The organism is Martelella limonii (assembly GCF_013344475.1).
Lineage (GTDB): Bacteria > Pseudomonadota > Alphaproteobacteria > Rhizobiales > Rhizobiaceae > Martelella > Martelella limonii.
The window spans coordinates 199,203-224,073 of sequence record NZ_JABUOU010000004.1; the positions used below are offsets into that span (position 1 = coordinate 199,203).

Here is a 24,871-nt window from a genome sequence, read left to right on the forward strand (position 1 = left end):
ATGACCGCGCTCAGACCGGAAAGGTTTACGGGAGGACCGATGCCTGAGCTTGAGGCCAAAGCGCCATTCTTCAGGGTCGAACAGCTCTGCAAGAGCTTCGGCCCGGTGACGGTGCTGACCGATATCGACCTCGATATCGCCGCCGGCGAAATCCACGCCATCATCGGCGAGAACGGCGCAGGCAAATCCACGCTGATGAAGGTCCTGTCCGGCTATGCCGCGCCGAGTGCGGGACGGCTGACGATTGATGGGGCGGATGTCCACTTCACCCACCCGCATCAGGCGCAGGATGCCGGCATTGTGCTGGTGCATCAGGAAATATTGCTCGCCGAGGCGCTGACCGTTGCCGAAAACCTCTATCTGGGGCGCGAACTGACGAAGAACGGCCTCGTCGACGACCGCACCATGCGGCGCGTTGCCGAAGACAAGCTTGCCGAACTCGGCACCTCGATCTCGCCCAGGGCGCTGGTGCGCGACATATCCCTGGCCGACCGCCAACTGGTGCAGATCGCGCGCGCGCTTCTCGATGACCACCGGGTGGTGATCTTCGACGAACCGACGGCAGTACTGACCAATGAGGAAGTCGATCGCCTGTTCGACATCATCTTCGCGCTGAAGGCGCGCGGCGTTGCCGTTCTCTACATCTCCCATCGACTGGAGGAGGTACAGAAGCTTGCGGACAAGGTCACGGTGCTGCGTGACGGCCTCAAGGTCGGCACCTATCCCGGCCACACGCTGAGCCAGATGGACATGGCGCGGCTGATGGTGGGGCGCGAACTCTCGCAGCTCTACCCGGAAAAGAAGCCGGTCGGCAAATCCGACACGCCGCTGCTGTCTGTGAAGAACGCCAGGGTCCCGGGCTTCGTCAAGGATGTTTCCTTCAGTGTCAGGCGCGGTGAAATCCTCGGCTTTGCCGGTATGATCGGCGCCGGCCGAACGGAGCTGTTCGAGGGGCTGACGGGACTTCGAAACGGTTCGGGCACAATCGAACTCGACGGCAAACCGCTTGAGATCGGCTCGCCGCGCGAGGCGATCGATGCAGGAATCGGCTATCTGACCGAAGACCGCAAGGGCAAGGGCCTGCTGCTGCAGGAACGGCTTGCGCCAAACCTGACGCTCTCCGCAATCGGGAAGTTCCATCCCGGCATGGTGATGAAAGGCCGTCGCGAAACCGAAGCCCTGGATGAAGCCGTCGAGGAATACGACATCCGCCTCAAAAGCCTGCGCGCCAGGGCCGGACAGCTTTCCGGCGGCAATCAGCAGAAACTGCTTCTGGCGAAGGTGCTGCTGACGGAACCGTCCGTGGTGATCATCGACGAGCCGACGCGCGGCATCGACATCGCCAACAAGGCGCAGATCTACGCCTTCATTCAGGATCTGGTCCAGGCCGGCAAGGCCTGCATCGTCATCTCATCGGAAATGCAGGAGCTGATCGGCATCTGCGACCGCATTCTGGTCATGCGTGAGGGCCGTCTGAACGGCGAACTCACGGGCGAGGACATGACCGAGCACAATATCGCGCTTCTGGCGACCACGGATTCCGCCACCGAAGCCGCGCATCTGGGAGGAAAAAAATGAGCGCGATAACAGAAACGACGCGGATCAGGCGGGAGCGGGAATTCCCGATAAGCTGGGGCGATGCCGGCCCGTATCTGGCGCTCCTGGCGCTTCTCGTCGTCGGCTATCTGATCAATCCGGATTTTCTTTCGACCAACAATCTGAGCAACGTCATCACCCGCTCGGCCTTCGTGGCGATCATCGCGGTTGGCGCGACCTTCGTGATCTCGTCCGGGGGACTTGACCTCTCGGTCGGCTCGATGATGGCCTTCGTCACCGGGCTGATGATCATGGTGATGAACGCGCTGGCGCCCACCTACGGCATCTGGGCGATCCCCGCCGGCATGGTGTTCGCGATCTTCGCGGGCCTTGCCTGCGGGTTGCTGAACGGCCTGATCGTGACCGTCGGCAAGATCGAACCGTTCATCGCGACGCTCGGCACGATGGGAATTTTCCGCGCGCTGATCACCTACATGACCGATGGCGGAACGATCCCGATCGACCGCACGCTCAGGACCGACTACCGCCCGGTCTATTTCGGCTCGTTTCTGGGCGTGCCGATCCCGATCCTGATCTCGCTCGCCGTCGCCCTTCTCGGCGCCTTCATTCTCTACAAGACCAAATACGGCCGCAAATGCGCAGCCACCGGTGCGAACGAGGAAGTGGCGCGCTATTCCGGCATCTCGATCGTCAAGACCCGCACGCTCGCCTACATGTTCCAGGGCGCCTGCGTGGCAATCGCAGCGATCTGCTACGTGCCGCGGCTTGGCGCTGCGACGCCCACCACCGGCCTGCTCTGGGAGCTGCAGGTCATCACGGCGGTCGTCATCGGCGGCACCGCGCTTCGCGGCGGCAAGGGCCGGGTCTGGGGCACGATCGCCGGCGCCGTGATCCTCGAGCTGATCGCCAATCTGATGGTGCTCTCCGACATGGTGTCGGAATATCTGGTCGCCGCCGTGCAGGGCTCGATCATCATCATCGCCATGCTCATTCAGAGGTTTTCGAAATAGCGTTCCGTGTCCGGACCACACGGAGCCCGCTCGACTTTGGGTCCATATCTCTTTGGGAGGAGGAGTAACATGCAGAAATCGAAATGGATGACTGCCGCCGCAATCGGCGTGCTGATCTTCGCGGGCAACGCATTTGCCCAGGAAAAGAAGGTCGTGGCGGTCTCGATCCCCGCCGCCGACCATGGCTGGACGGCAGGCGTCGTCTACCACGCCGAACAGGCCGCAGCCGAAATCAACGAGGCCTTCGATGATGTCGAGGTCGTGGTCAAGACCTCGCCGTCGGCGACTGCCCAGGTCAGCGCGCTTGAAGACCTCGCGGCTACCCGTGATCTCGCGGCGCTCGTGATCCTGCCCTACACCTCGGAAGAGCTGACGCTGCCTGTGCAGGACGTCAAGGATGGCGGCACCTTCATCACCGTCGTCGACCGCGGCCTCAACGATCCGTCGATCCAGGATCTTTACGTCGCCGGCGACAACATCGCCGTCGGCCGCAACACAGCGAAGTTCCTCGTCGAACAGATGGACGGCAAGGGCGATGTCGTGGTGCTGCGCGGCATTCCGACGGTCATCGATGACGAGCGCATCGAGGGCTTCCAGCAGGGCCTCGAAGGCACCGACATGAAGATCCTCGACATCCAGTATGCCAACTGGAATGCCGATGAAGCCTTCACGCTGATGCAGGATTATCTCGCCAAATATCCGCATATCGACGCGGTCTGGGCCAATGACGACGACATGCTGCTCGGTGTTCTGGAAGCCATCAAGGAATCTGGCCGCACCGAGATCCAGTATGCGCTCGGCGGCAACGGCATGAAGGAAATCATCGAGAAGGTGATGGCCGAAGACGCAATGACCCCGGTCGAAACCCCCTACCCGCCGTCCATGATCAAGACGGCAATCTACATGACGGTTGCGAACCTCGTCGGCCAGGCGCCGGTGCGCGGCACCGTCAAGCTCGACGCGCCGCTGATCACCAAGGAAAACGCCGAGGAATTCTACTTCCCGGATTCACCCTTCTGACAACCGGCATGGCGGGCGTTCGCAACGTCCGCCATCCGCGCCTCCTTCGGGAGGCATTATCACGCATGCATCCTTGCGGGAATGCCCGGACGATGCGACGCTCTCACTGAGGAGGACACAAAATGCCAGGCAAGAAAATACTGATGCTCACCGGTGAGTTCACCGAGGAATACGAAATCTTCGTCTATCAGCAGGCGATGGAGGCCGTCGGCCACACGGTCCATGTGGTCTGCCCGGACAAGAAGGCCGGAGACCTGATCAAGACCTCGCTTCACGATTTCGAGGGCGACCAGACCTATACCGAGAAACTTGGTCATTATGTCACCATCAACAAGACCTTCTCGGAGGCAGAGAAGGAGCTCGACAGCTACCACGCGGTCTATGCCGCCGGCGGGCGCGGGCCGGAATATATCCGCACCGACAAGCGCATCCAGGCCATGGTCCGTCATTTCCACGAGAAGGAAAAGCCGATCTTCACCATCTGCCACGGCGTACAGATCCTGATCGCGGTCGATGGCGTGGTGAAGGGGAAACGCGTCGGCGCGCTCGGCGCCTGCGAACCCGAAGTCATCCTCGCCGGCGGCACCTATGTGGACCTGTCCCCGACCGAGGCGCTGGTCGATGGCACCATGGTGTCCGCCAAGGGCTGGACGGCGCTTGCCGCCTTCATCCGCGAATGCCTGAAGGTGCTCGGCACCGAAATCCGCCACACGTGATCTTGGCAGCCGGCGCCGCGACAGGCGCCGGCTTTCCGCCACCCGCGTCACCCGAATGATCGTTGCAACGGCTTAGAGCCCCGCCTGGAGCGTCTTTTTGACCTTTGCCGCTTTCTCGAAGTGATCAAACTTGTGAGTCATGATCCACCACTCGGCCGCTTCCATCAGCAGCTCTGGATGATCATTCTTGTTGGCAAAAAAGGCGTAGAAGGACAGGCCGACCGCGTCACCTTTCCTGGCGATCTTGTCATCGCAAACCGCGATGGCTTTTTGTCTCAGTGAATGTCTCATCTCGCTCTCCGAATCTGCAATCCGGCATGCCACAAAACCGCCGATGACAATACCCATCAACCCGCCCGATGACGGCGCAGGGGAATGGCTATTGCGCCGCAAAACGATCAGACGACGTCGGAAAGCCCGTTTTCCTTGACGGCTTGCATCGCAACATAGGTTGAGGTCGAGGAGACATGCGGCAAGGTCGACACCCGCTCGGCCAGCATGCGCCGGTAGGAGCGCATCGAGGCCGTGCGGATTTTCAACAGATAGTCGAACCGGCCCGCAATCATGTGCACCTGCTCGACCTCCGCCAGCCCCACCACGGCCTTGTTGAATTCCGCAAGCGCCCTTTCGCGCGTATCCGACAGCTTCACCTCGACAAAGGCGACGTAATCGAGACCCAGTTGAATGGGATCGAGGATGGCGCGATAGCCCTTGATCACGCCCGCCTCTTCCAGCCTGCGCACCCGCGCCTGCGTCGGCGATTTCGAGAGCCCGATCTGCTTTGCAAGATCGGTGATTGCAATCCGGCCGTCGGCTGCAAGCGTGCTAATGATCGCCCGGTCGAACCGGTCGAGCTCTGCAACATCATCACTCACCAGAAAAACTCCAAAAATCAGGCAAAAAGCCTGCAACTGGTAAAATAATCAGGCCGAATACCTTTCGAAACCGCCCTATAATACGCCATCCCGGAGGGTCTTTCCATGACAGAAATTTCTGAATCCAGCCTGCGCTCTGCAATCGACGCGGGTACTTATGTCGACGAAGCAGAACTGATCGAGGCACTGCGCGCGCAGGTGGACCTCAGCAATGACGTCCGCGCCCGTATTTCCGGGAATGCAGCAGATCTGGTGCGCGCAATCCGCAGCCACTCCAAGCCCGGCATGATGGAAGTGTTTCTGGCGGAATACGGCCTGTCCACCGATGAGGGCATTGCGCTGATGTGCCTGGCCGAAGCCCTGCTCCGGGTGCCGGATGCCGAAACCATCGACGCGCTGATCGAGGACAAGATCGCGCCGTCAGACTGGGGCCGCCACATGGGCCAGTCGACCTCGCCGCTGGTCAATGCTTCCACATGGGCGCTGATGCTGACCGGCCGGGTGCTGAAGGATGAGAACAAGGGCCTCGTCAACACGCTGCGCGGCGCGGTGCGCCGTCTCGGCGAGCCCGTGATCCGCACCGCCGTCGGCCGCGCGATGAAGGAAATGGGCTCGCAATTCGTTCTCGGCGAGACGATCCAGGCGGCCCTGAAGCGTGCCGCGACCATGGAAGCCAAGGGCTACACCTACAGCTACGACATGCTGGGTGAAGCCGCCCGCACGGAAAGCGATGCCAAGCGCTACCACCTTGCCTATTCGCGTGCGATCGGCGCGATTTCGGAGGCGGCGACCGCAGACGACATCCGCAACAATCCCGGCATTTCCGTCAAGCTTTCAGCGCTCCACCCGCGCTATGAGGAAGCCCAGCACGCAACGGTGATGGACCATGTCGTGCCGCGCCTGCGCACGCTTGCCCAGCTCGCCCGTTCCGCCGGCATCGGCCTCAATATCGACGCCGAGGAAGCCAACCGCCTGAGCCTGTCGCTGGACGTGATCGAAGCCGTGCTGTCGGAACCCTCGCTTGCCGGCTGGGATGGGTTCGGCGTTGTGGTGCAGGCCTATGGCAAGCGCGCCGGCAAGGTGATCGACTGGCTTTATGCGCTCGCCGACCGCCTCGACCGCAAGATCATGGTCCGCCTCGTCAAGGGCGCCTACTGGGATACCGAGGTCAAGCTTGCGCAGGTCGAAGGCATCGACAGTTTCCCGGTGTTCACCGCCAAGTCCGCGACCGATATTTCCTACATCGCCAATGCCCGCAAGCTGCTCGGCATGACCGACCGCATCTATCCGCAGTTTGCAACCCATAATGCCCATAGCTGCGCCGCGATCCTGGAGATGGCAGGCGACAACCAGGCGTGGGAGTTCCAGCGCCTTCACGGCATGGGCGAGGCGCTGCATGCGATCCTGAAGGAACGCCACAATACCCATTGCCGTATCTATGCGCCCGTCGGTGCGCACCGCGACCTTCTGGCCTATCTGGTCCGCCGCCTGCTGGAAAACGGCGCCAATTCTTCCTTCGTCAACCAGATCGTCGACGAGGATGTGGCGCCTGAAACGGTGGCTGCGGATCCATTCGACCATCACAAGCCGACGGAACTGCGCACCGGAACGCGCCTGTTCTCCCCGGAACGCCGCAATTCGACCGGCTTCGATCTCGCCCACCGTCCGACCCTCGACATGATCGAGGCGGCGCGCGGCGCGTTCGAAAACCATCAATGGCAGGCTGAACCGCTGGTCGCGGGCATGACTGCCGATGGCGGCGAAAAGGCCGAGATGAGCAACCCCGCCCGCCAGCACGACATTGTCGGCACCGTGACATGGGCATCGGAAGCAGCAGTCGCCACTGCCTGTGCGGCCGCTCGGCCATGGGCGGCTGAGGCCGTCGAGCGCCAGCGCGTTCTCGAAAAGGCGGCCGATCTCTACGAGGAAAATTTCGGCGAGATCTTTGCGCTTCTGGCCCGCGAGGCCGGCAAGACCCTTCCGGACGCCGTTGCCGAACTGCGCGAGGCGGTCGACTTCCTGCGCTATTATGCAAAGCAGACCGAGGGCGCCCCGCCCGTCGGCGTGTTCGCCTGCATCAGCCCGTGGAACTTTCCGCTGGCGATCTTCACCGGCCAGATCGCTGCAGCCCTTGCCGCCGGCAATGCCGTGCTTGCCAAGCCTGCCGAACAGACGCCGCTGATCGCCTACCGCGCCTGCCAGCTTCTTCATGAGGCAGGCGTGCCCGAAACCGCGCTTCAGCTTCTGCCCGGCGCCGGCGATGTCGGCAAGGCACTGACATCGAACCCCGCTGTCGGCGGCGTGGCCTTTACCGGTTCCACCGAAACGGCACAGCATATCCACCGCGCCATGGCCGAGAACCTGGCGCCCGGCGCGCCGTTCATCGCCGAAACCGGCGGCCTCAACGCCATGATCGTGGACAGCACCGCGCTTCCCGAACAGGCGATCGCCGCCATCGTGCAGTCGGCCTTCCAGTCCGCCGGCCAGCGTTGCTCGGCGCTGAGGTGCCTCTATGTCCAGAAGGATATCGCCAACCACTTCCTGAAGATGCTGACGGGCGCGATGGATGTGCTTCAGATCGGCAGACCGTGGCACATCTCCACCGATGTCGGTCCGGTGATCGACGCCGAAGCCAAGGCGGGCATAGCCGACTATATTGCGATCGCCGAGGACGAGGGTCGCGTGGTCCGAACCACAACCACACCCGACACCGGCCACTTCGTCGCACCGACACTGATCCGGGTCGGCGGCATAGAGGATATGGAGCGCGAGATCTTCGGCCCCGTTCTGCATGTCGCAACCTTCGAGGCAAACGACCTCGACAAGGTGATCGACGCGATCAACGCCTCCGGTTACGGACTGACCTTCGGGCTCCAGACCCGGATCGATGACCGTGTGCAGCATGTTTCTGACCGCATCAGCGCAGGCAATGTCTACATCAACCGCAACCAGATCGGCGCCATCGTCGGAAGCCAGCCTTTCGGGGGCGAAGGCCTGTCCGGCACCGGTCCCAAGGCCGGCGGCCCGCGCTATCTCGATCGGTTCCGCAGGCATCCGGCAGAGACGGAGACAGCAGCATTCGACGGCGACATGTCGGCCGATGCGCTGAAGATCGAACTGTCACGGGCTGCAGGCGAAGCCGGCCGGACCGTTCGCGACACGCTGCCCGGTCCGACCGGCGAATCCAACGTGCTGACGGGGCTTCCCCGCGCGCCGGTGCTTTGCCTTGGCCCGGGCAAGGCCGCAGCCGAGCGGCAGGCCGACCTTGTCCGCGCGCTGGGCGGCCGTGCTGCCCTTGCCACCGGCAATGTCGCCAGCGAAGACCTTGGCAAGCTGGACGGGTTTTCCGGTGTGATCTGGTGGGGCGATGCGGACACCGCACGTGCCATCCGCACGGCACTTTCCAGGCGCGACGGCCCGATCCTGCCACTCGTGACGGGTGCGCCCGATGCCGGCCATGCGCTGAAGGAACGCCATGTCTGCGTCGACACCACTGCAGCCGGCGGCAATGCCAAGCTTCTCGGCGGGGTCAGCTGACAGACCGCCGAGGCGGCAAGCCCTGACAGACAGACATTGAGGGAGCGGTTTCGCACAGGCGGAACCGCTCTTTTTTTCTGTAGATGACTCACGGCAAAACCCTTCAGCCTCCCATCGACGCGGCAAGCGGAGCGGTTTCGGCAAAAGTCAGTCAGGAACATCGGAGATCTGGAAGGGAAAATCGGCGGGAGAAGGCCTGTTACCCTTTTTTACCGGGCATTCGGCCTTCTCCCTTTGAGTTTCAGTCAGCGCACCTTTCCTGAAACTCTTGTCCGTCGGAGGCATGGACGCTGCGCCGCCCGGCAGGGCCCGGGCTCGGCCGCAACATCGTCATGTAAATTAGCACAGCCGAATTCAATTTCGAATCACTCGCCCCCGCAAATCCCGTTTTTGCGCCGGAATCACGGATATTTGACCGGGTCGCGCGCAGAACTGCGGTCAGGAAAGGCGGTCACTTTCTTGACCGGCGGAAAGAAACTCGAACGCTCAGACCTCCCGGGGAGAAGCGATTTCGGTCGAAACGGACCAGATTCATGGAGAGACAGCAGAACGCGCAGCGGCTGAAAGAGCAAATTTTAAGCACGGCCGCCGCGAAAACAGGCCAAAAGCACGAGCCCTGCATTTTTTGCATACGGGCAATGCTTCTACCCCCCTGCCTCCGTGCGATCGGGCTCGATATATATCCAATCAACAACAGCGCACCGAACACCAGAAAGGAGCCGCACCATGAACATCAGCCGTTCGTTCAACAACTGGCTCAAGTACCGCGAAACCGTCGCCGAACTTGGCCGCATGAGCAATCGCGAACTTTCCGACCTCGGTATCAGCCGTTCTGATATCCGTCGCGTCGCCCGCAAGGAAGCGATCTGACAACAAGTTTTCGAAGCGCGCTATCCTCCTCCCGGCGCTCTTCGATTGGATCGGCGATCCTCCTCCTCCTCCCAAATCGCCGATCTCCACGATGACGCCCACCGGATCCTCCTCCCCCGGTGGGCGTTTTCATGTGCGCATGTCACGCACCCGACGTTCGACCCCGCGCACCGCCTCTCACCATCATTGATGCAATGCCAAAAGACCGCACCTTCGAAAAAAGGTCGGTCGTCGCTGCCGTGCGCGCTGAAAAATCTTCAGGGGTAGAGGTAGAGCCGGTCCCACGAATCGCGCGGGATCTCATCGCCGAGCTTGAAGCTGAAGGATTTGATCGCGATCTCATCCCTGGCGGCAACGCAGCGGTAGGACAGCTTGTACCAACGCCCGCCTGATCTCACCGCCGCACCCGGCGCTTCCATCGTCGTGCCGGTGACAGTGGTCGGCGCAAATGTATAGGCAATCACCTTGTCCGGGCTCATATCCTTGCGCGCATCGTCGATGCGGCCTAGCGCCTCGACATCGCAGCGCTGCTCGAGCTTTTCTTCCGGATCCAGCTGATCGAGTTCGTCTTCGATCCGCTGACTGATGGCGAGTGCGGGGGCAGCGGTCAGTGCCAGCGCGATGAGCGCCATGTAAGCCGTCTTCAATATCTATACTCCACGCATGTAAGCCCAGACCGGATGTCTGATCAGACGAATGCGGCAAGTCTGCGGCCACCGCTTGATGTCCTTCTTCCTCCCCCCTATCTTGCCGCAAAACGAATAACCGGAAAGGTCTTCCCATGGCGCATTTCAAGCCCCTCCCCGACGCGCCGAAAGCGGCGAAGCAGCCCCTCGAAGATACCCGGCACGGCAAGACCCGCACCGATGACTATGCCTGGCTCCGGGCTGCCGACTGGCAGAAGATGTTCAAGGATCCCGCGATCCTCGAGAAGGGCATCCGCGATCATCTCGAGGCGGAAAATGCCTATATGAAGGCCGCCATGGCGGACACCGAGGCGTTTCAGAAGACGCTGTTTGCCGAAATGCGCGGCCGCATCAAGGAAGACGACAGCTCCGTGCCCGCCAAGGACGGCCCCTATGCCTATGGCTCTGCCTTCCGCACGGGCGGCGAGCAGCCCTATTTCTATCGCATTCCCCGCGACGGCGATCACAAAGATGTGTCGCTGAGGACGATCCTCCTCGATGGCGACCATGAGGGAGAAGGAAAGTCCTATTTCGACCTCGGCAGTTTCGATCACACCACCGACCACGGGCGCGCGCTGTGGAGCTATGACGACAAGGGTTCGGAATTCTACACGCTGAAGGTCCGCGACCTTGAAAGCGGCAAGGACCTCGACGATGTTCTCGAAAACACAGGCGGCGACGGTGTCTGGGCGCCGGACGGCAACAGCTTCTTCTATACCGAGGTCGACGAAAACCACCGCCCCTCCAAGGTCTACCACCACATCATCGGCACCGGCCAGGACGAGGACCGGCTGGTCTACGAGGAAAAGGATCCCGGCTTCTTCGTCGGGCTTGGCGGTTCGCTGCTCGATGATTTCATCTTCATCGAGATTCACGACCATCAGACATCGGAAGTGCGGATCATTGCCACGGCCGATCTCGACGCGACGCCGGAGCTGGTGGCCGAACGCGAGACTTCGGTCGAATACGACCTCTGCGAAGGCGGCGATGTGTTCTACATCCTGACGAATGAGGGCGGCGCCAAGGATTTCAAGATCATGGAAACACCCGTCACCGCGCCTCAAAAAGCGAACTGGCGGGAGGTTGTGCCGCACCAGGACGGACGCCTGATCCTCGCGCATATGGTATTTGCCCGCCATCTCGTATGGCTCGAACGCGCCGGCGGCCTTCCCCGGATCGTGGTCCGCGATCGCAACAGCGGCGAGGAACATGCGATCGCTTTCGATGAGGAGGCCTATGCGCTCGGCCTCCAGGGCGCATCGGAATACGACACGGATGTCATCCGCTTCTCCTATTCCTCGATGACGACGCCGAGCCAGCTCTTCGACTACGACATGGCCACGCGGGAAAGGACACTGCTGAAAACCCAGGAAGTGCCCTCAGGCCATGACCCGGAGGAGTATGTGACGCGCCGCATCCAGGCGCGGGCGGAAGATGGCGAACTGGTCCCGGTCAGCCTCGTCTACCGGAAAGATACCCCGCTCGACGGGACCGCGCCGGCCCTGCTTTACGGTTACGGCGCCTATGGCATCACCATACCCGCCTCGTTTTCCACCAATTGCCTGTCGCTGGTCGACCGCGGCTTCGTCTATGCCATCGCCCATATCCGCGGCGGCAAGGACAAGGGCTTTGCCTGGTATGAAAACGGCAAGATGGAAAACAAGAAGAACACGTTTTCCGATTTCATCGCCGCAGCCGACGCGCTTGTTGCGGAAGGCTATACCTCATACGGCAATATCGTTGCCCAGGGCGGGTCTGCGGGCGGCATGCTGATGGGCGCCATCGCCAACATGGCTCCGGAGAAATTCGCAGGCATCATCGCCGCCGTCCCCTTCGTTGACGTGCTGACCACGATGCTCGACGACACATTGCCGCTGACGCCGCCCGAATGGAATGAATGGGGAAACCCGATCGCCTCCGAAACGGCCTATGACTATATCGCAAGCTACAGCCCCTACGATAATGTGGCAGCAAAGCCCTACCCGGCCATTCTGGCGCTGGCGGGTCTGACCGATCCGCGCGTTACCTATTGGGAGCCTGCGAAATGGGTGGCAAAATTGCGCGACCATACGACCGGTTCCGAGCCGATCCTGCTGCGAACCAACATGGATGCCGGCCATGGCGGCGCCTCGGGCCGCTTCCAGCGGCTGGAGGAAATCGCGCTTGAATATGCCTTTGCGCTGAAGGTTGCGGGCAAGGCGGAGGAGGCCTGAGCGGAGCACTGGAAAGCGAGCACGGGTTGACCGGTCGGATTTGAAAATAGCCATGCGCGGTGCCAGCTTGGGGCCGCGTACAGGAACCGGCTGCCGCGCGGCGCGTTTCTGACATTCCACAAAAAGGGCGTGATGCATGAAACTCAATCTGACGAAACGCTGGTGGATCGTGATACAGGCGTTGCGTGAGGTGTGGTCGGTCGCCGCACTTTATTGTGTTGTGGCGGTTCTGACCGCTTTTCTCGGCGTCATTGTGGAACCCTTCGTTCCTTATGAGTTTCGCGAAGTCATCACGCCCGAGGCTGTAGGCAGCCTGCTCACCATCATTGCCTCCAGCATGCTCTCGGTGCTGGTATTTTCCCTCAACACACTGGTTCAGGCGTCGACTGCCGCTGCCAGCAACGCCACGCCGCGCGCGGTCGGCACGCTGTTGCAGGATCGCACTGCCCAGTCGGCGCTTTCAACCTTCCTAGGCGCCTTCATCTTCAGCCTCGTCGGTCTGATTGCGCTCAATACCCACCTTTATGGGGGTGGCGGTCGCCTGATACAGTTTGTGGTAACCCTTGCGGTTATCCTGCTGATCATCATCATGCTGGTCCGCTGGATCAACTATCTCGGCCATCTCGGTCAGGTTACCAAGACGATCGCGCAGGTGGAATCGCCCGCGAGCCGTTCAATGGCCGCATTCCGGCAGGCGCCGTTCATGCTGGCCCAGAAACGCCAGGGAGATCTGCCGACCGGGCTGCTGATGGTCGAACACAAGGAAATCGGCTATCTGCGCTTCATCGATCTTGCAGCACTCGACAGCATTGCCGACAGGCTTGGCGCAGACATCCATGTCGTCGATCGCTGCGGCATGTTCGTTACCCCCGGCAGACCAATAGCGGGCATTGCGCTCGCCAACGGCAAGGGCACGCCATCGACGGAAATCCTCGAGGAATTGCGCAAAGCCTTCACCGTGGGCGATACCCGAAGCTATGACCAGGATCCGCTTTACGGCCTCACCGTTCTTTCGCAGATCGCCATGCGGGCGCTTTCGCCCGGCATCAACGACCCCGGAACCGCGATCGATGTCATCGGCAACCTCGTGCGGGTGATGGCAGCGGGCGAGCCGGAGAGCAAGGTGGTGCATCATGACCGGGTCTATATGCCCGAGATCAAGACCTCGGAGTTCTTCGATGCCGCCTTTACCGGTATTTCGCGCGATGGCGCCGACAAGATAGAGGTTGGCATGCGCCTGCAACGCGCCTTCGAATCTCTCTCCTTCCTTCCCTATGCTGGCTACGGCGATACAGCGCGCTTCTACGCGGCGACAGCGCTGGAACGCAGCCTCGCAAAACTGGATTTTGAAAGCGACCGCGCGCGCCTTGCGGAAACCGCCTTCAAGGGTTGAGATCAATAAGGGCTGGAACTTTCTTGACGGTGATCCGTTGGCCTTCTTGAGGGGATGCCCCCTTTAAGTCCAGTTTCGGTATTTGCGGACGGCGGCTGACGGCTTCTGCGGCGCATGACAGCGCTCGCTCTCGCCTCTAGCCCCTCCCTGAGAGGCGCCATGCTCGTTATCATCACTTCCCTTGTCATTGCCCTGATCGGTCTGTTTCTCACCGGCGGCGGGGTCTGGCTCATCATGCTCGGCGGCAGCTGGTTCTATGCCGTTGCCGGCATCGCCTTTCTGGCAACGGCGCTTCTTCTTTTCATGCGCAACGCCCTGGCGATCTGGGTCTATGCAGCCACGATCCTCGTCACGCTGATCTGGGCGCTCTGGGAGGTCGGGCTCGACTGGTGGCAGCTCGGCGCCCGCGGCGGTCTTGTCGTACTGATCGGCATCTGGATGCTGATGCCCTGGATCATGAAGCCGCTGGTGCGTGACGAATACGGATTCCCCGAAAAGCGCATGGTCAGCCATTCCGCCGTCTGGCCGCTGCTCGGCATGGTCGCCGTGTCGGTGCTGGTGGCAGGTGCGGCGCTCTTTACCGATACCCACGACATCAAGGGCTCGCTTCCGACGGTGCGCAGCACCGCGAGCGCGACCGATGGCGACATCCCCGACACGGAATGGCATGCCTATGGCCGCACCGAGCGCGGCCAGCGCTGGTCGCCGCTCGACCAGATCACCACCGAAAATGTCGGCGCGCTGGAACTTGCCTGGCAGATTCAGACCGGGGACATGAAGGGCGTTAACGACGTCGTCGAGACGACCTATGAGAACACGCCTCTGATGATCGACGATACGCTCTATGTCTGTACGCCCCATAGCTGGGCCATGGCCTTTGATGCCACGACGGGCAAAGAGAAATGGAAGTTCGACCCCCAGGTTCCGGTCGATGGCAACCGTCAGCACCAGACCTGCCGCGGCGTCACCTATTACGACGACCCCGATATTGCAGAGGGGGCGCGCTGCAAGACCCGCGTATACCTGCCGACGTCTGATGCCCGTCTCATCGCGCTCAACGCGCAAGACGGCACGATCTGCGAGGACTTCGGCGACAACGGCACGCTGCACCTTGAAGCCAACATGCCCTACAAGACGCAGGGCTACTATTACTCCACATCCGCTCCGCTCGCGATCGACAGCAAGATTGTCGTCGGGGGTGCGGTGAACGACAATTACTCGACCGATAGCCCCTCGGGCGTCATCCGCGCCTTCGACATCGACACCGGCGAACTCGTCTGGAACTTCGACAGCGGAAACCCCGACCAGACCGAGCCGCTCGCGCCCGGCGAGACCTATACCAAGAATTCGCCGAACAGCTGGTCGGTCATGTCCGGAGACAGCGATCTGGGGCTCATCTATGTGCCCTTCGGCAACAGGACGCCCGACCAGATCGGTCTCAACCGTTCGCCCTCGGTAGAGCGCTACTCGTCATCCGTGACCGCGCTTGATGCCGCAACCGGCAAGCCGGCCTGGGTGTTCCAGGGCGTTCATCACGACCTCTGGGACATGGATGTTCCGGCGCAGCCTGCCCTTCTCGACCTCACGATTGATGGCGCGAGCGTGCCGGCGCTGGTGATGACCACCAAGCAGGGCGAGATCTTCGTCCTCAACCGCGAGAACGGTCAGCCGATCGTGCCGGTGGAAGAAGTTCCCGCCCCGCAGGATGGCGGACTGGAAGGCGAAAACCTGTCGGCAACGCAACCGGTTTCCAAACTGTCCTTCAACCCGCCGATGCTGACGGGCAAGGATATGTGGGGCGCATCCCTGCTTGACCAGCTCGCATGCCGGATCAAGCTGAAACAGTATAATTACGAGGGCCGTTACACGCCGCCTTCGGAACGGGGTTCGATCGTTTATCCGGGCAATTTCGGCACATTCAACTGGGGCTCGGTTGCCGTCGACCCGGAACGCCAGGTGATGTTCGCGATGCCGGTCTATATGGCCTACACCTCGACGCTGGTGCCGAAGACGGAACCGGGTGCCCCCACCCAAGGCATCAACTCCAACAATGGCGCGGACTATGCCGTGGCGTTTTCCACCCTGCTCGGCCCGCTTGGCGTGCCGTGCCAGGCGCCGCCGTGGGGCTATGTCGCTGGCGCCGATCTGACGACCGGCGAGATCATCTGGAAGCACAAGAACGGCACCATCGAGGACATGACGCCGCTGCCGTTGAAGATCAAGCTCGGCGTTCCGGGCATTGGCGGTCCGATCATGACCAGGGGCGGCGTGGCCTTCCTTGGCGCCACGATGGATAACTACATCCGGGCCTATAACGTCACCACAGGAGCCCAGCTCTGGGAAGCCCGACTTCCCGCAGGCGGCCAGGCAACGCCGATGACGTATCAGACGTCGGACGGCACCCAGTATGTGTTGATCGTCGCCGGCGGCCACGGCTCGGTCGGCACCAAGACCGGCGACTATATCCTCGCCTACAAGCTGCCGAAAAGTTAGGCCGCTTCCGATACGGGAAAGATGAGAAAGCGCCGGAAATCCGGCGCTTTTTTTTCGTCCGCAGTCTGCGGCCAGACATCACCCATCGAAAAACCACACAAAGTGACGATTATTGACTTTCGTCACAAACTCTGTTTTTATTGGACATACACCCGCCAGCCCGCAACGCGCGACCTAACCGTGCCTTGAGCGGAAGACTGGTCCCGTAGTTCATCAAAAGTATTTCAATGAAACACGTGAACACGCTCACGATGGCGGTCGGTCTCGGCGCCATCACTGCGCTCGCTCCCCTTGCGACCGACATGTATTTGCCTGCCCTTCCCGCCATCTCTGCCCAGCTTTCGGCAAGCGACGGGGCGGTTTCCTATTCCGTGATGACCTTTTTTGCAGGCTTCACGGTTGGACAGCTTTTCTATGGCCCGATTTCCGACAAGGTCGGCCGCAAGCCCGTTGTTTATTTCGCTCTGGCGCTCTTCGCTCTCGGCTCGCTTGGAACGATGCTGTCCCATTCCGTGACGGAACTGCTGCTGTGGCGCCTGCTTCAGGGGCTCGGCGGTTCGGTCGGAATGGTCACCTCGATGGCCATGGTGCGGGATCTCTACACCGGCGAAACCGCCGCGAAACTTCTGGCAGTCGTGATGATGATTACTGGGCTGGCGCCAATCGTCGCGCCCATTGTCGGCAGCGTCATTCTTCTCTTTGCCAGCTGGCGGGCGATCTTTGCCTTTTTCGTGGCGTTCAGCATCTTTGCCCTGCTCTACATCAAGTTCCTGCTTCCCGAGACGCGGATGCAGGAATTGCGGGCGCATTCCCGGCCTGGGCACGCGGTTTTCTATTATGCGCGCCTGCTCTTCAGCTCGAATTTCATCCCGTTCGCCGGAACGCTGGCGCTCGCACAGGGTGGGTTCTTTGCCTATATCGGCGGGTCTTCTGCCGTCTTCATCAGCATCAAGGGCCTGTCGCCGCAGATGTTTTCCATCGTCTTCGGCCTGAACGCCATCGGCATGACGATCGGCGCCCAGGCAGGCGCAAGGCTCATCAAGCCGTTCGGCGCGCGCCGGGTCGTCAAAATCGCCGCGACAGCCTATGCAATGGCCCTGATCGCCCTGCTCGCCGTCGAGTTGACCATCGGCGCGGATCTTTGGCTGATGACGCTGCTGTTCTTCATCGCGATGACGGCCATGGGCGCGATCATGACCAACTGCAACCTGCTGGCGATGGAAGCCCACGGCCAGATTGCCGGCGTCGCCGCTGCACTGACGGGCGCGCTCGGCTTCGGCTTCGGCGCGATCGGCACGGGTCTCGTCAGCGCATTCGCCGATGGCACGGCCATACCGCTGATGGTGATCATGGCAGGTTTTGCGACAGCGGCGGCGATCGTCGCGTTCACAGGCTTCGGTCGCCCGGCAAGGCACGCCGTTGCCCATATGCAGCACGAATGATCGGATAGGAAGCGCGGCAGAAGGCTTCTCATTTTGCCGCGCTGGAACGGGTTTTTAGCATTTCCATGGTTGCCCTTCGCATGTATCGCACCTATCTAATGGGCCAGCACCCACTACCACGTTAGGCTGCCAAAAGGAGTATTACACATGGCTTTTGAACTGCCCGATCTGCCTTATGCCTATGACGCCCTCGGTCCTTATATGTCGGCCGAAACGCTCGAGTTCCACCACGACAAGCACCACAACACCTATGTGACCACCGGCAACAAGCTGGCGGAAGAAGCCGGTCTCGGCGATCTGTCGGTCGAAGACGTGATGGTCAAGGCTTACGGTTCCAACCAGCCGCTCTTCAATAACGCAGCCCAGCACTTCAACCACATGCACTTCTGGAAGTGGATGAAGAAGGATGGCGGCGGCACCAAGCTGCCGGGCGCGCTCGAAAGCGCGATCTCTTCCGATCTCGGCGGCTATGACAAGTTCAAGGCCGATTTCATCGCCGCAGGCGTTGGCCAGTTCGGCTCCGGCTGGGCATGGCTCGCTGTCAAGGACGGCAAGCTTGAAATCATGAAGACGCCGAACGGCGAAAACCCGGTCGTTCACGGCGCCAAGCCGATCCTCGGCGTCGACGTGTGGGAACACTCCTACTACATCGACTACCGCAACGCCCGCCCGAAATATCTGGAAGCCTTCGTCGACAATCTCATCAACTGGGATTATGTCGCCGAACTCTACGAAGGCGCGACCAAGTAAGGCTTGCGCCTTATCGGAATACGAAAAGCCCGGCCATTGCGCCGGGCTTTTTTGTTGACAGTCCTGTCTTGTGCCATCCTCGTGCTCGACACGAGGATCCAGGCGAGATGGCAAGCGTTCGCATTAAGGCTTCAAAAATCCAATCACTCGAGTTGCCTGGATGCTCGGATCAAGTCCGAGCATGACACCTGTGTGTGACCACCGCGCGCGAAAAATTCTGAAGCTCCAGCTTTGTCACCAGCTTGAGCCCGGCCCTTGCGCCGGGCTTTTTATTGGTGTGTTGCGCGACGAAAAGAGAAGCGAGCGAGTCCGGTGGACCTACAAAGAGTGCTCCATCCTTGATTGGCCCGGCGAACCTCTCAGCCCACAATCTCCCCCCGTGAGGGGGAGATGCCCCGACAGGGGCAGAGGGGGGTGAACCCTCTCAACAGGTTCAGAGCAAGCGGCGTATCCTGCATACCCCTCTCTGTCGCTTTCGCGACATCTCCCCCCATGAGGGGGAGATGGGGGGCTGCAGCGTTTTCGGACGTTAGCGGCTCATCAAAATAGGAAAGGCTCAGCCCGCCCGGCGCCGATCTTCCGCCTGTGCTTCCAGCATGGCGCGGACCTTTTCGACGAGGTCGGCTTCCGGAACGGTTTCCTGGGCGACGCGGGCCTCGCGCCATTCGGCGTTGTCGGCGATCTCGCCGGAGAGGCGCTTGCCCTCGATCAGGTCCTTGATCTGGACGACGCCTTCCGCGCGCTCGTCGCCGCCCTGGATGATCGCGATCGGGCAACCTCTGCGGTCGGCATATTTCAGCTGGTTGCCGAACTTCTTCCAGTTGCCCTGGTACATCTCGGCGCGGATGCCGGCGCGGCGCAGATCCTGCGTCATTTTCTGGTAGCGGCCCATCGCCTCCGCGTCGCCATCCATGACGGTAACGAGCACCGGCTCAAGGATCTCCGAGGCGCCGAGCTTGCCGAGGTTCTTCAGCGCGGTCATCAGACGCGACACGCCGATGGAAAAGCCTGTTGCCGGCACCGGCTGCCCCATGAAGCGCGACACCAGCCCATCATACCGCCCACCGCCGCCGACAGAACCGAACACGACCTTTTCGCCCTTTTCATTCGTGACGTCGAAGGTGAGTTCAGCTTCGTAAACGGGGCCGGTGTAATATTCGAGACCGCGGACGACGGAAGGGTCGATCTTGATGCGATCTTCCTTGTAACCGCACGCACTGAATATCTTTTGCATTGCATTCAACTGCTCGACTCCGCTGTTGAATGTCTCGTTGTCGGGTGCGCCTTCTCTTGGCGCATCAAGCGTTTCGAAAAGTTCGTCTGGCGTGCTCAAGATCACGGTGCCGATAATGGCCCCGATGGCATCCTGGCCAAGCCCCGCCCCTTTCGTGAAGTCACCGCTCTCGTCCTTACGTCCCTCACCGAGGAGCAGCTCCACACCGTCAACTCCGAACTTGTCGAGCTTATCGATCGATCGCAGCACGGCAAGTTTCTGCAAAGGTTCGTTGATCCCAAGTGCCTCCAGCACCCCATCCAGCACCTTGCGGTTATTCACCCGGATCACATAGTCCCCGCGCGCGATCCCGAGCGCCTCCATCGTATCGGCCATCATCATGCACATCTCGGCGTCGGTCTGGACGCCCGGGGCGCCGACGACGTCGGCGTCGAACTGCATGAACTGGCGGAAGCGGCCGGGGCCGGGCTTTTCGTTGCGGAACACGTAGCCGGCGCGATAGGTGCGGTAGGGAAGCTGGATCTCGTTGAAGTTCTCCGCGACATGTCGGGCAAGCGGCGCGGTCAGGTCGTAGCGCAGGCTCATCCACTGCTCGTCATCGTCCGTGAGCGAGAACACGCCCTCGTTCGGCCGGTCTTGGTCGGGCAGGAATTTTCCCAGCGCATCGGTGTATTCGAACAGCGGCGTCTCCACCGGATCGAAGCCGTAATTCTCGTAGACCGCCTTGATCTTCGCCACCATTTCCTCGGTCGCGCGGATATCGGCTGCCGAGCGGTCGCCAAAGCCGCGCGGCAGGCGCGCCTTCAGTTTCGGCGGCTTCTTGTTCTTCTTGTCGCTCATGGGTCAATCGCCTGTCTTGCCGGGAAAATCTGGCGCTTTCTTAAAAGATGCGCGGCGTCGCGGCAAGCCTTCAGGCGTGCAGCGAAAATTCGACCAGCGCCGCCGCCGCCTTGCTCAGGTGCCGTTCCTTGTGGCTGAGAAGCTGGAAGGCGCGCGAGGGGAGATCGAAATTGACGCGCTTGAGCCCGCCGGAGGCGAGCCAGGGAGCAGCGACCGCGCCCGAAATCGCGGTCGCCGCATGGCCGGAGCGCACCGCCGACAGCACCGCCTCATTCGACGGCAGCACCATGACCACGTTGAGATCGCCTGCGGCAAAGCCAAGGTCGGCCATGGCATGTTCGAACTCGAAGCGCGTGCCGGAGCCTTCCTCGCGCAGCACGAAGCCGGTGGCGCCGACGAGTTCCGCCGCCGTCACCTTGCGGCCATCTGCCAGCGGATGGCCGGGCCCGACCACCACCATCAGCGCATCATCGGTGAGGTGGCGTTTGGCAAGCCGGGGATTGTCGAGCGTGCCCTCGATATAGCCGAGCTCCGCCTCGCCGCGCGCCACGGCATCGGCGACCGTCGTGGTATTGGCGATCGACATCTGCAGCTCGATGCCGGGATAGAGCGCGTGGAAGCGCATCAGCACTTCCGGAAGCCAATAGCTCGCAATCGTCTGGCTGGCGAAGATCGAAAGCGCGCCGCGTTCAAGCCCGCCAAGCTCTGCCAGCACCCGCTCGGCCGAGCGGATGCGCGACAGCGTGGCGCGCGCCTCATCCAGAAACACGCGGCCTTCTGCCGTCAGCACCAGGCCGCGCCCGACGCGGTCAAACAGGGTCACGCGGTAGAAGTCCTCAAGCTTGCGGATCGCGCTCGAGACTGCGGAGGGCGTCAGATGCAGCGCTTCTGCGGCGCGGGTCAGGTGCTCGCGCTCGGCCACCGCCACGAACACGACAAGCTGTTCAAGGGTCATCATGCGAAAACATTCTCTCTAATCGAACAAAACGTCAATTATTATTCGATGGAAGTCGACATTGGAGAAGAGCATGCTTTGTGCAACAAAGGAAAAGATGAATGCGCATGGCCCTCACACATCAAAACGACCGCTCCTGGACCGCACCGATCCTCTCGCTTGCGCCGGGCATCATCCTGTCTCTGATCGTGGCGGTTGCCGCCTTCGGGATCGAGGCTGCGGAAGTGAAGGTCACCGGCCACCGCTTCATCGAAAACCTGGTGATCGCGATCCTGCTTGGCACCGCGATCCGCTCGCTCATCCCGCTGTCGGCGTCGTTCCATCCGGGCATCCGCTTCTGCGAAAAATTCATCCTTGAGGTTGCGATCGTGCTGCTCGGCGCCTCGATCAGCGTGCAGGCGCTGAAGGCCGCCGGCCCCACGCTGGTGCTCGGCATCGTCGGCACGGTGATCGTGGCGATCGCGATCTCCTATGGCATCGGCCGCGCCTTCGGGCTCAACAAGAAGCTTGCAACGCTGGTGGCGTGCGGCAATTCGATCTGCGGCAATTCGGCAATCGCGGCCGCCGCACCCGTCATCGATGCCGAACCCGGCGACATCGCCTCCGCGATCGCGTTTACCGCCGTTCTCGGCGTCATCATGGTGCTGGCGCTGCCGCTGGCTCTCGTCGGCTTCGGCATGACGGGGGCGCAATATGGCGTGCTGTCGGGCCTTACCGTCTATGCCGTGCCGCAGGTGCTGGCCGCAGCCCAGCCGGGCGGCGCGATCGCCGTCCAGACCGGCACGCTGGTAAAGCTCATCCGCGTGATGATGCTTGGCCCGGTTCTGTTTGCGCTTGGTCTGGCTGCCCGCAGCGGCGGCTCCGGCGGCGCCAAGATCAAGCTGAAGCATATCGCGCCCTGGTTCATCATCGGCTTTGCCATCATGATGGGCCTGCGCTCGGCCGGTGCTTTCCCCGAGGCGATGGTGGAGCCGCTTGCCCACACATCCAACGCGCTCACCGTGCTCGCCATGGCCGCACTCGGCCTTTCGGTCGATATCCGTTCGCTCGGCCGCGCCGGCGGGCGGGTGGTGGCAACAGCCGTGCTCTCGATCCTCGTCCTGACCGCCATCGCGCTTGGCCTGATCTTCGTCCTGAACGTCGGTTGATCAGGGCGACTGATCAGGAATGGGCGGGCCTCTTGAGCCCCTCCCTCAGCCGCTCCACCTCGCTGCGGCAGCAACACCCTTCGAGGTGGTCATTGACGAGCCCCATCGCCTGCATGAAAGCATAGACGGTGGTGGGGCCGACAAACTTCCATCCCCGCTTCTTCAGCGCCTTCGAGATCTTCACCGATACCGGCGTCGTAGGGTTGGCCCTCAGCGTTTCGAGGTCCACCACAGCCGGCCGATCCTCCGGGCCCGGCTCCTGCGACCAGAACCAGGCGGCGAGCGAGCCAAATTCCCGCTCCATCTCGATCGCGCGCCCTGCATTGTTGATCGTCGCCTCGATCTTGCCGCGATGGCGAATGATGCCGGCATCACCCAGAAGTCGCTCTACATCGCGCTCGTCGTAGCGCGCCACCTTGTGAAAGTCGAAACCGTCAAAGGCCGCGCGAAAATTCTCGCGCTTGCGCAGGATCGTCAGCCATGACAGCCCGGACTGGAAGCCCTCCAGGCAGATCTTCTCGAACAGCCTGAAATCGTCGGTAACGGGCCGGCCCCATTCCTCATCGTGATAGCGCAGGTAATCCGGCAGGTTGCCGTGCCAGAAGCACCGATCCCTGCCATCATCACCCGTGATCAATCCTGCCGTCGCGCTCACATGCCTCTCCTGATTCCAGACCGGAACAAAAAGGAAACATGATTTTGCCGCAGAGGCAAGGGCCTCATGGCCGCATCCGGCAACCATGAGGCCTTGATCGGGTTGTTCAGGCCCGTGGCGGTTCGTCCGGCGGGTTCACCGGATCCGTTGTCCCGGCCGGCGGAGCCGGCGGCGGCGTCGCGATGACCTCAGCCGACGGCCGTTCCCGTCGCGTCAGCATGTGCAGTCCGGCAAGCGCGAAGACGGCGCCAAGGCCCAGGAAGGTGATCGCGATATTGGCGATCCAGCCGACATAGGGCACGTAATGCAGAAGCGAGAACAGGGCGAGCCCGGCAGCCGTTGCCAGAAGCCTGTTCACGAAGGTCTGCGGGACCGGCTTGATCGCATTCAGCGCCCACCATGCCAGCGCATAGGCCGCCAGAAGATAGGCGATGTAGCAGACGATGACCGCAAACAGGATGAAGAACGGGATCAGCACGATGCCGACAATGGTAAGCGCCGCGACCGGAACCGCGCCGATCAGCGCTGCCATGGCAATGAAGCCATAGCCGAGAGACCCGAGCGGGCGATCCTGCAGACGCGCGCGCGTCAGCTCGGTGCGCCTCGGCATCAACCAGAAGAGCAGCGCGACGACGATCAGATTGATCACCAGCGCGGCGATGAAGTCGGCAAGCTCTGTCCAGAAGCTTTTTTGCTCGTGGCCGGAAAGCGCAACAGCGGTGACCTGGACGGCCTTTTTCGCTGCAGTCACCTCCACAGCCGTCTTCACGGCCTTGCCGTCCTTCAGCTTGTTCAGCGTCTCGCCGGCGGCAGTGAGTTCGGCAAGCGTGGTGATCGCCCTGCCCGCGATCCGCTTGTGGATGACGCGGTCGGGATCGATCACGCTCGCCGGAATGTCGGCATCGCGCGGGCCGAGATAGACGAGGCTGCCGTTGATCCTGGCATCGGGGCCGAAGGTCAGGTGGTCGATCGCGACCAGCACATCGCCGCTGATTTCGCCGTTGATCGTTACATTCTGCGCCACCGCAAGAAGGCTGCCGGACAGATTGCCGTCAATCTCCAGAGAGCGCGACGCCACCCGGGTGTTGCCGCCAACGTCTGCCGCCTTGCCGAGCGACACCGAGTAGCCGGATGCCGAGACGTCGCCGCTGACCGGGCCGTCGATCGAAACCCAGAAGCCAGCCGCATAGACATCGCCGGCAATCGGCGCATCGATGCTGACATGCCCGCCAGCAATATGCGCGTCCTTCGCCACGGAGGCATCGATGGACGGGCTGAAGCCGGAAACGAAGACGCTGCGCGGGCTCGGATCATCCAGCTTCGGGGTCTGGCCGCTGGCATAGGTATCGCCGCCGAATACCGTGAAGTCGTCATCAGCCATGCTGATGCCCGGCAGCAATGTGATCGCCATTGCCACCGCCAGCCCGATTGCCTTATGCGCCATGAATTCCCTCTCGCTTGCAAACGCGCTTCCGGT

At 61.8% G+C, this 24,871-nt stretch carries 19 protein-coding genes; 12 read left to right on the forward strand and 7 right to left on the reverse strand.

Annotated elements, in window-relative coordinates; translation table 11 throughout:
* The first annotated feature begins 39 nt into the window (after positions 1 to 39).
* From HPQ62_RS10835 to HPQ62_RS10850, 4 genes are all read left to right on the forward strand, one after another.
* Entirely contained in the window at positions 40 to 1,578 is a 1,539-nt protein-coding gene (locus HPQ62_RS10835; RefSeq protein ID WP_174802562.1) for a sugar ABC transporter ATP-binding protein, read from the forward strand.
* Positions 1,575 to 2,567, forward strand: coding sequence for an ABC transporter permease (locus tag HPQ62_RS10840; RefSeq protein WP_174802563.1), 993 nt, complete (start codon positions 1,575 to 1,577; stop codon positions 2,565 to 2,567). Before HPQ62_RS10835 ends, HPQ62_RS10840 begins: the two co-directional genes overlap by 4 nt.
* Positions 2,568 to 2,636: 69 nt before the next feature.
* Positions 2,637 to 3,587 carry a substrate-binding domain-containing protein gene (locus tag HPQ62_RS10845; RefSeq protein ID WP_174802564.1) on the forward strand — a complete coding sequence of 317 codons (951 nt, stop codon included), beginning with the start codon at positions 2,637 to 2,639 and terminating at the stop codon, positions 3,585 to 3,587.
* Between the two features lie 122 nt (positions 3,588 to 3,709).
* Entirely contained in the window at positions 3,710 to 4,303 is a 594-nt protein-coding gene (locus tag HPQ62_RS10850) for a DJ-1/PfpI family protein (protein ID WP_174802565.1), read from the forward strand.
* 72 nt (positions 4,304 to 4,375) lie between these two features.
* Here HPQ62_RS10850 and HPQ62_RS10855 read toward each other — a convergent pair whose 3' ends face one another.
* Positions 4,376 to 4,594 carry a DUF6500 family protein gene (locus tag HPQ62_RS10855; RefSeq protein WP_174802788.1) on the reverse strand — a complete coding sequence of 73 codons (219 nt, stop codon included), beginning with the start codon at positions 4,592 to 4,594 and terminating at the stop codon, positions 4,376 to 4,378.
* 107 nt (positions 4,595 to 4,701) lie between these two features.
* Positions 4,702 to 5,178, reverse strand: a complete 477-nt coding sequence (locus tag HPQ62_RS10860; RefSeq protein WP_174802566.1) for an Lrp/AsnC ligand binding domain-containing protein — start codon at positions 5,176 to 5,178, stop codon at positions 4,702 to 4,704.
* A 105-nt stretch (positions 5,179 to 5,283) separates the two neighbouring features.
* Between HPQ62_RS10860 and putA the strand changes: the two genes are divergently transcribed.
* Positions 5,284 to 8,715 carry a bifunctional proline dehydrogenase/L-glutamate gamma-semialdehyde dehydrogenase PutA gene (gene putA / locus HPQ62_RS10865; RefSeq protein ID WP_174802567.1) on the forward strand — a complete coding sequence of 1,144 codons (3,432 nt, stop codon included), beginning with the start codon at positions 5,284 to 5,286 and terminating at the stop codon, positions 8,713 to 8,715.
* Positions 8,716 to 9,441: 726 nt separating this feature from the next.
* Positions 9,442 to 9,585, forward strand: a complete 144-nt coding sequence (locus HPQ62_RS10870) for a DUF1127 domain-containing protein (RefSeq protein ID WP_174802568.1) — start codon at positions 9,442 to 9,444, stop codon at positions 9,583 to 9,585.
* Between the two features lie 257 nt (positions 9,586 to 9,842).
* On the opposite strand, the gene HPQ62_RS10875 is transcribed toward HPQ62_RS10870, so the two are convergent.
* Entirely contained in the window at positions 9,843 to 10,232 is a 390-nt protein-coding gene (locus HPQ62_RS10875) for a DUF930 domain-containing protein (RefSeq protein ID WP_174802569.1), read from the reverse strand.
* A 134-nt stretch (positions 10,233 to 10,366) separates the two neighbouring features.
* Between HPQ62_RS10875 and HPQ62_RS10880 the strand changes: the two genes are divergently transcribed.
* The 5 genes from HPQ62_RS10880 (at position 10,367) to HPQ62_RS10900 (ending at position 18,562) form a co-directional block, all read left to right on the forward strand.
* Positions 10,367 to 12,484 carry a S9 family peptidase gene (locus tag HPQ62_RS10880; protein ID WP_174802570.1) on the forward strand — a complete coding sequence of 706 codons (2,118 nt, stop codon included), beginning with the start codon at positions 10,367 to 10,369 and terminating at the stop codon, positions 12,482 to 12,484.
* A gap of 136 nt (positions 12,485 to 12,620) precedes the next feature.
* Positions 12,621 to 13,877: a DUF2254 domain-containing protein gene (locus tag HPQ62_RS10885; protein WP_174802571.1), complete on the forward strand. Its 1,257-nt coding sequence runs from the start codon at positions 12,621 to 12,623 to the stop codon at positions 13,875 to 13,877.
* Between the two features lie 159 nt (positions 13,878 to 14,036).
* Positions 14,037 to 16,370 carry a glucose/quinate/shikimate family membrane-bound PQQ-dependent dehydrogenase gene (locus tag HPQ62_RS10890; protein WP_174802572.1) on the forward strand — a complete coding sequence of 778 codons (2,334 nt, stop codon included), beginning with the start codon at positions 14,037 to 14,039 and terminating at the stop codon, positions 16,368 to 16,370.
* Positions 16,371 to 16,597: 227 nt separating this feature from the next.
* Entirely contained in the window at positions 16,598 to 17,812 is a 1,215-nt protein-coding gene (locus HPQ62_RS10895; protein ID WP_174802573.1) for a multidrug effflux MFS transporter, read from the forward strand.
* 147 nt (positions 17,813 to 17,959) lie between these two features.
* Complete coding sequence (locus HPQ62_RS10900; RefSeq protein WP_174802574.1) at positions 17,960 to 18,562, forward strand: superoxide dismutase; 603 nt, start codon at positions 17,960 to 17,962, stop codon at positions 18,560 to 18,562.
* Between the two features lie 556 nt (positions 18,563 to 19,118).
* Here HPQ62_RS10900 and hisS read toward each other — a convergent pair.
* Both hisS and HPQ62_RS10910 read right to left on the reverse strand, forming a co-directional pair.
* On the reverse strand, positions 19,119 to 20,636 hold the full coding sequence (gene hisS, locus HPQ62_RS10905; protein WP_174802575.1) for a histidine--tRNA ligase: 1,518 nt from the start codon (positions 20,634 to 20,636) through the stop codon (positions 19,119 to 19,121).
* 70 nt (positions 20,637 to 20,706) lie between these two features.
* Complete coding sequence (locus HPQ62_RS10910; protein WP_174802789.1) at positions 20,707 to 21,591, reverse strand: LysR family transcriptional regulator; 885 nt, start codon at positions 21,589 to 21,591, stop codon at positions 20,707 to 20,709.
* 101 nt (positions 21,592 to 21,692) lie between these two features.
* Between HPQ62_RS10910 and HPQ62_RS10915 the strand changes: the two genes are divergently transcribed.
* The gene (locus HPQ62_RS10915; RefSeq protein ID WP_425312621.1) at positions 21,693 to 22,739 is read left to right on the forward strand and encodes a YeiH family protein; all 1,047 of its coding nucleotides are present in this window, start codon (positions 21,693 to 21,695) and stop codon (positions 22,737 to 22,739) included.
* Between the two features lie 13 nt (positions 22,740 to 22,752).
* Here HPQ62_RS10915 and HPQ62_RS10920 read toward each other — a convergent pair whose 3' ends face one another.
* A complete protein-coding gene (locus tag HPQ62_RS10920; protein ID WP_174802577.1) occupies positions 22,753 to 23,394 on the reverse strand; it encodes a DNA-3-methyladenine glycosylase I in 642 nt (213 codons plus the stop codon).
* A gap of 106 nt (positions 23,395 to 23,500) precedes the next feature.
* Entirely contained in the window at positions 23,501 to 24,838 is a 1,338-nt protein-coding gene (locus tag HPQ62_RS10925) for a DUF8173 domain-containing protein (RefSeq protein ID WP_174802578.1), read from the reverse strand.
* Between the last annotated feature and the right edge of the window lie 33 nt (positions 24,839 to 24,871).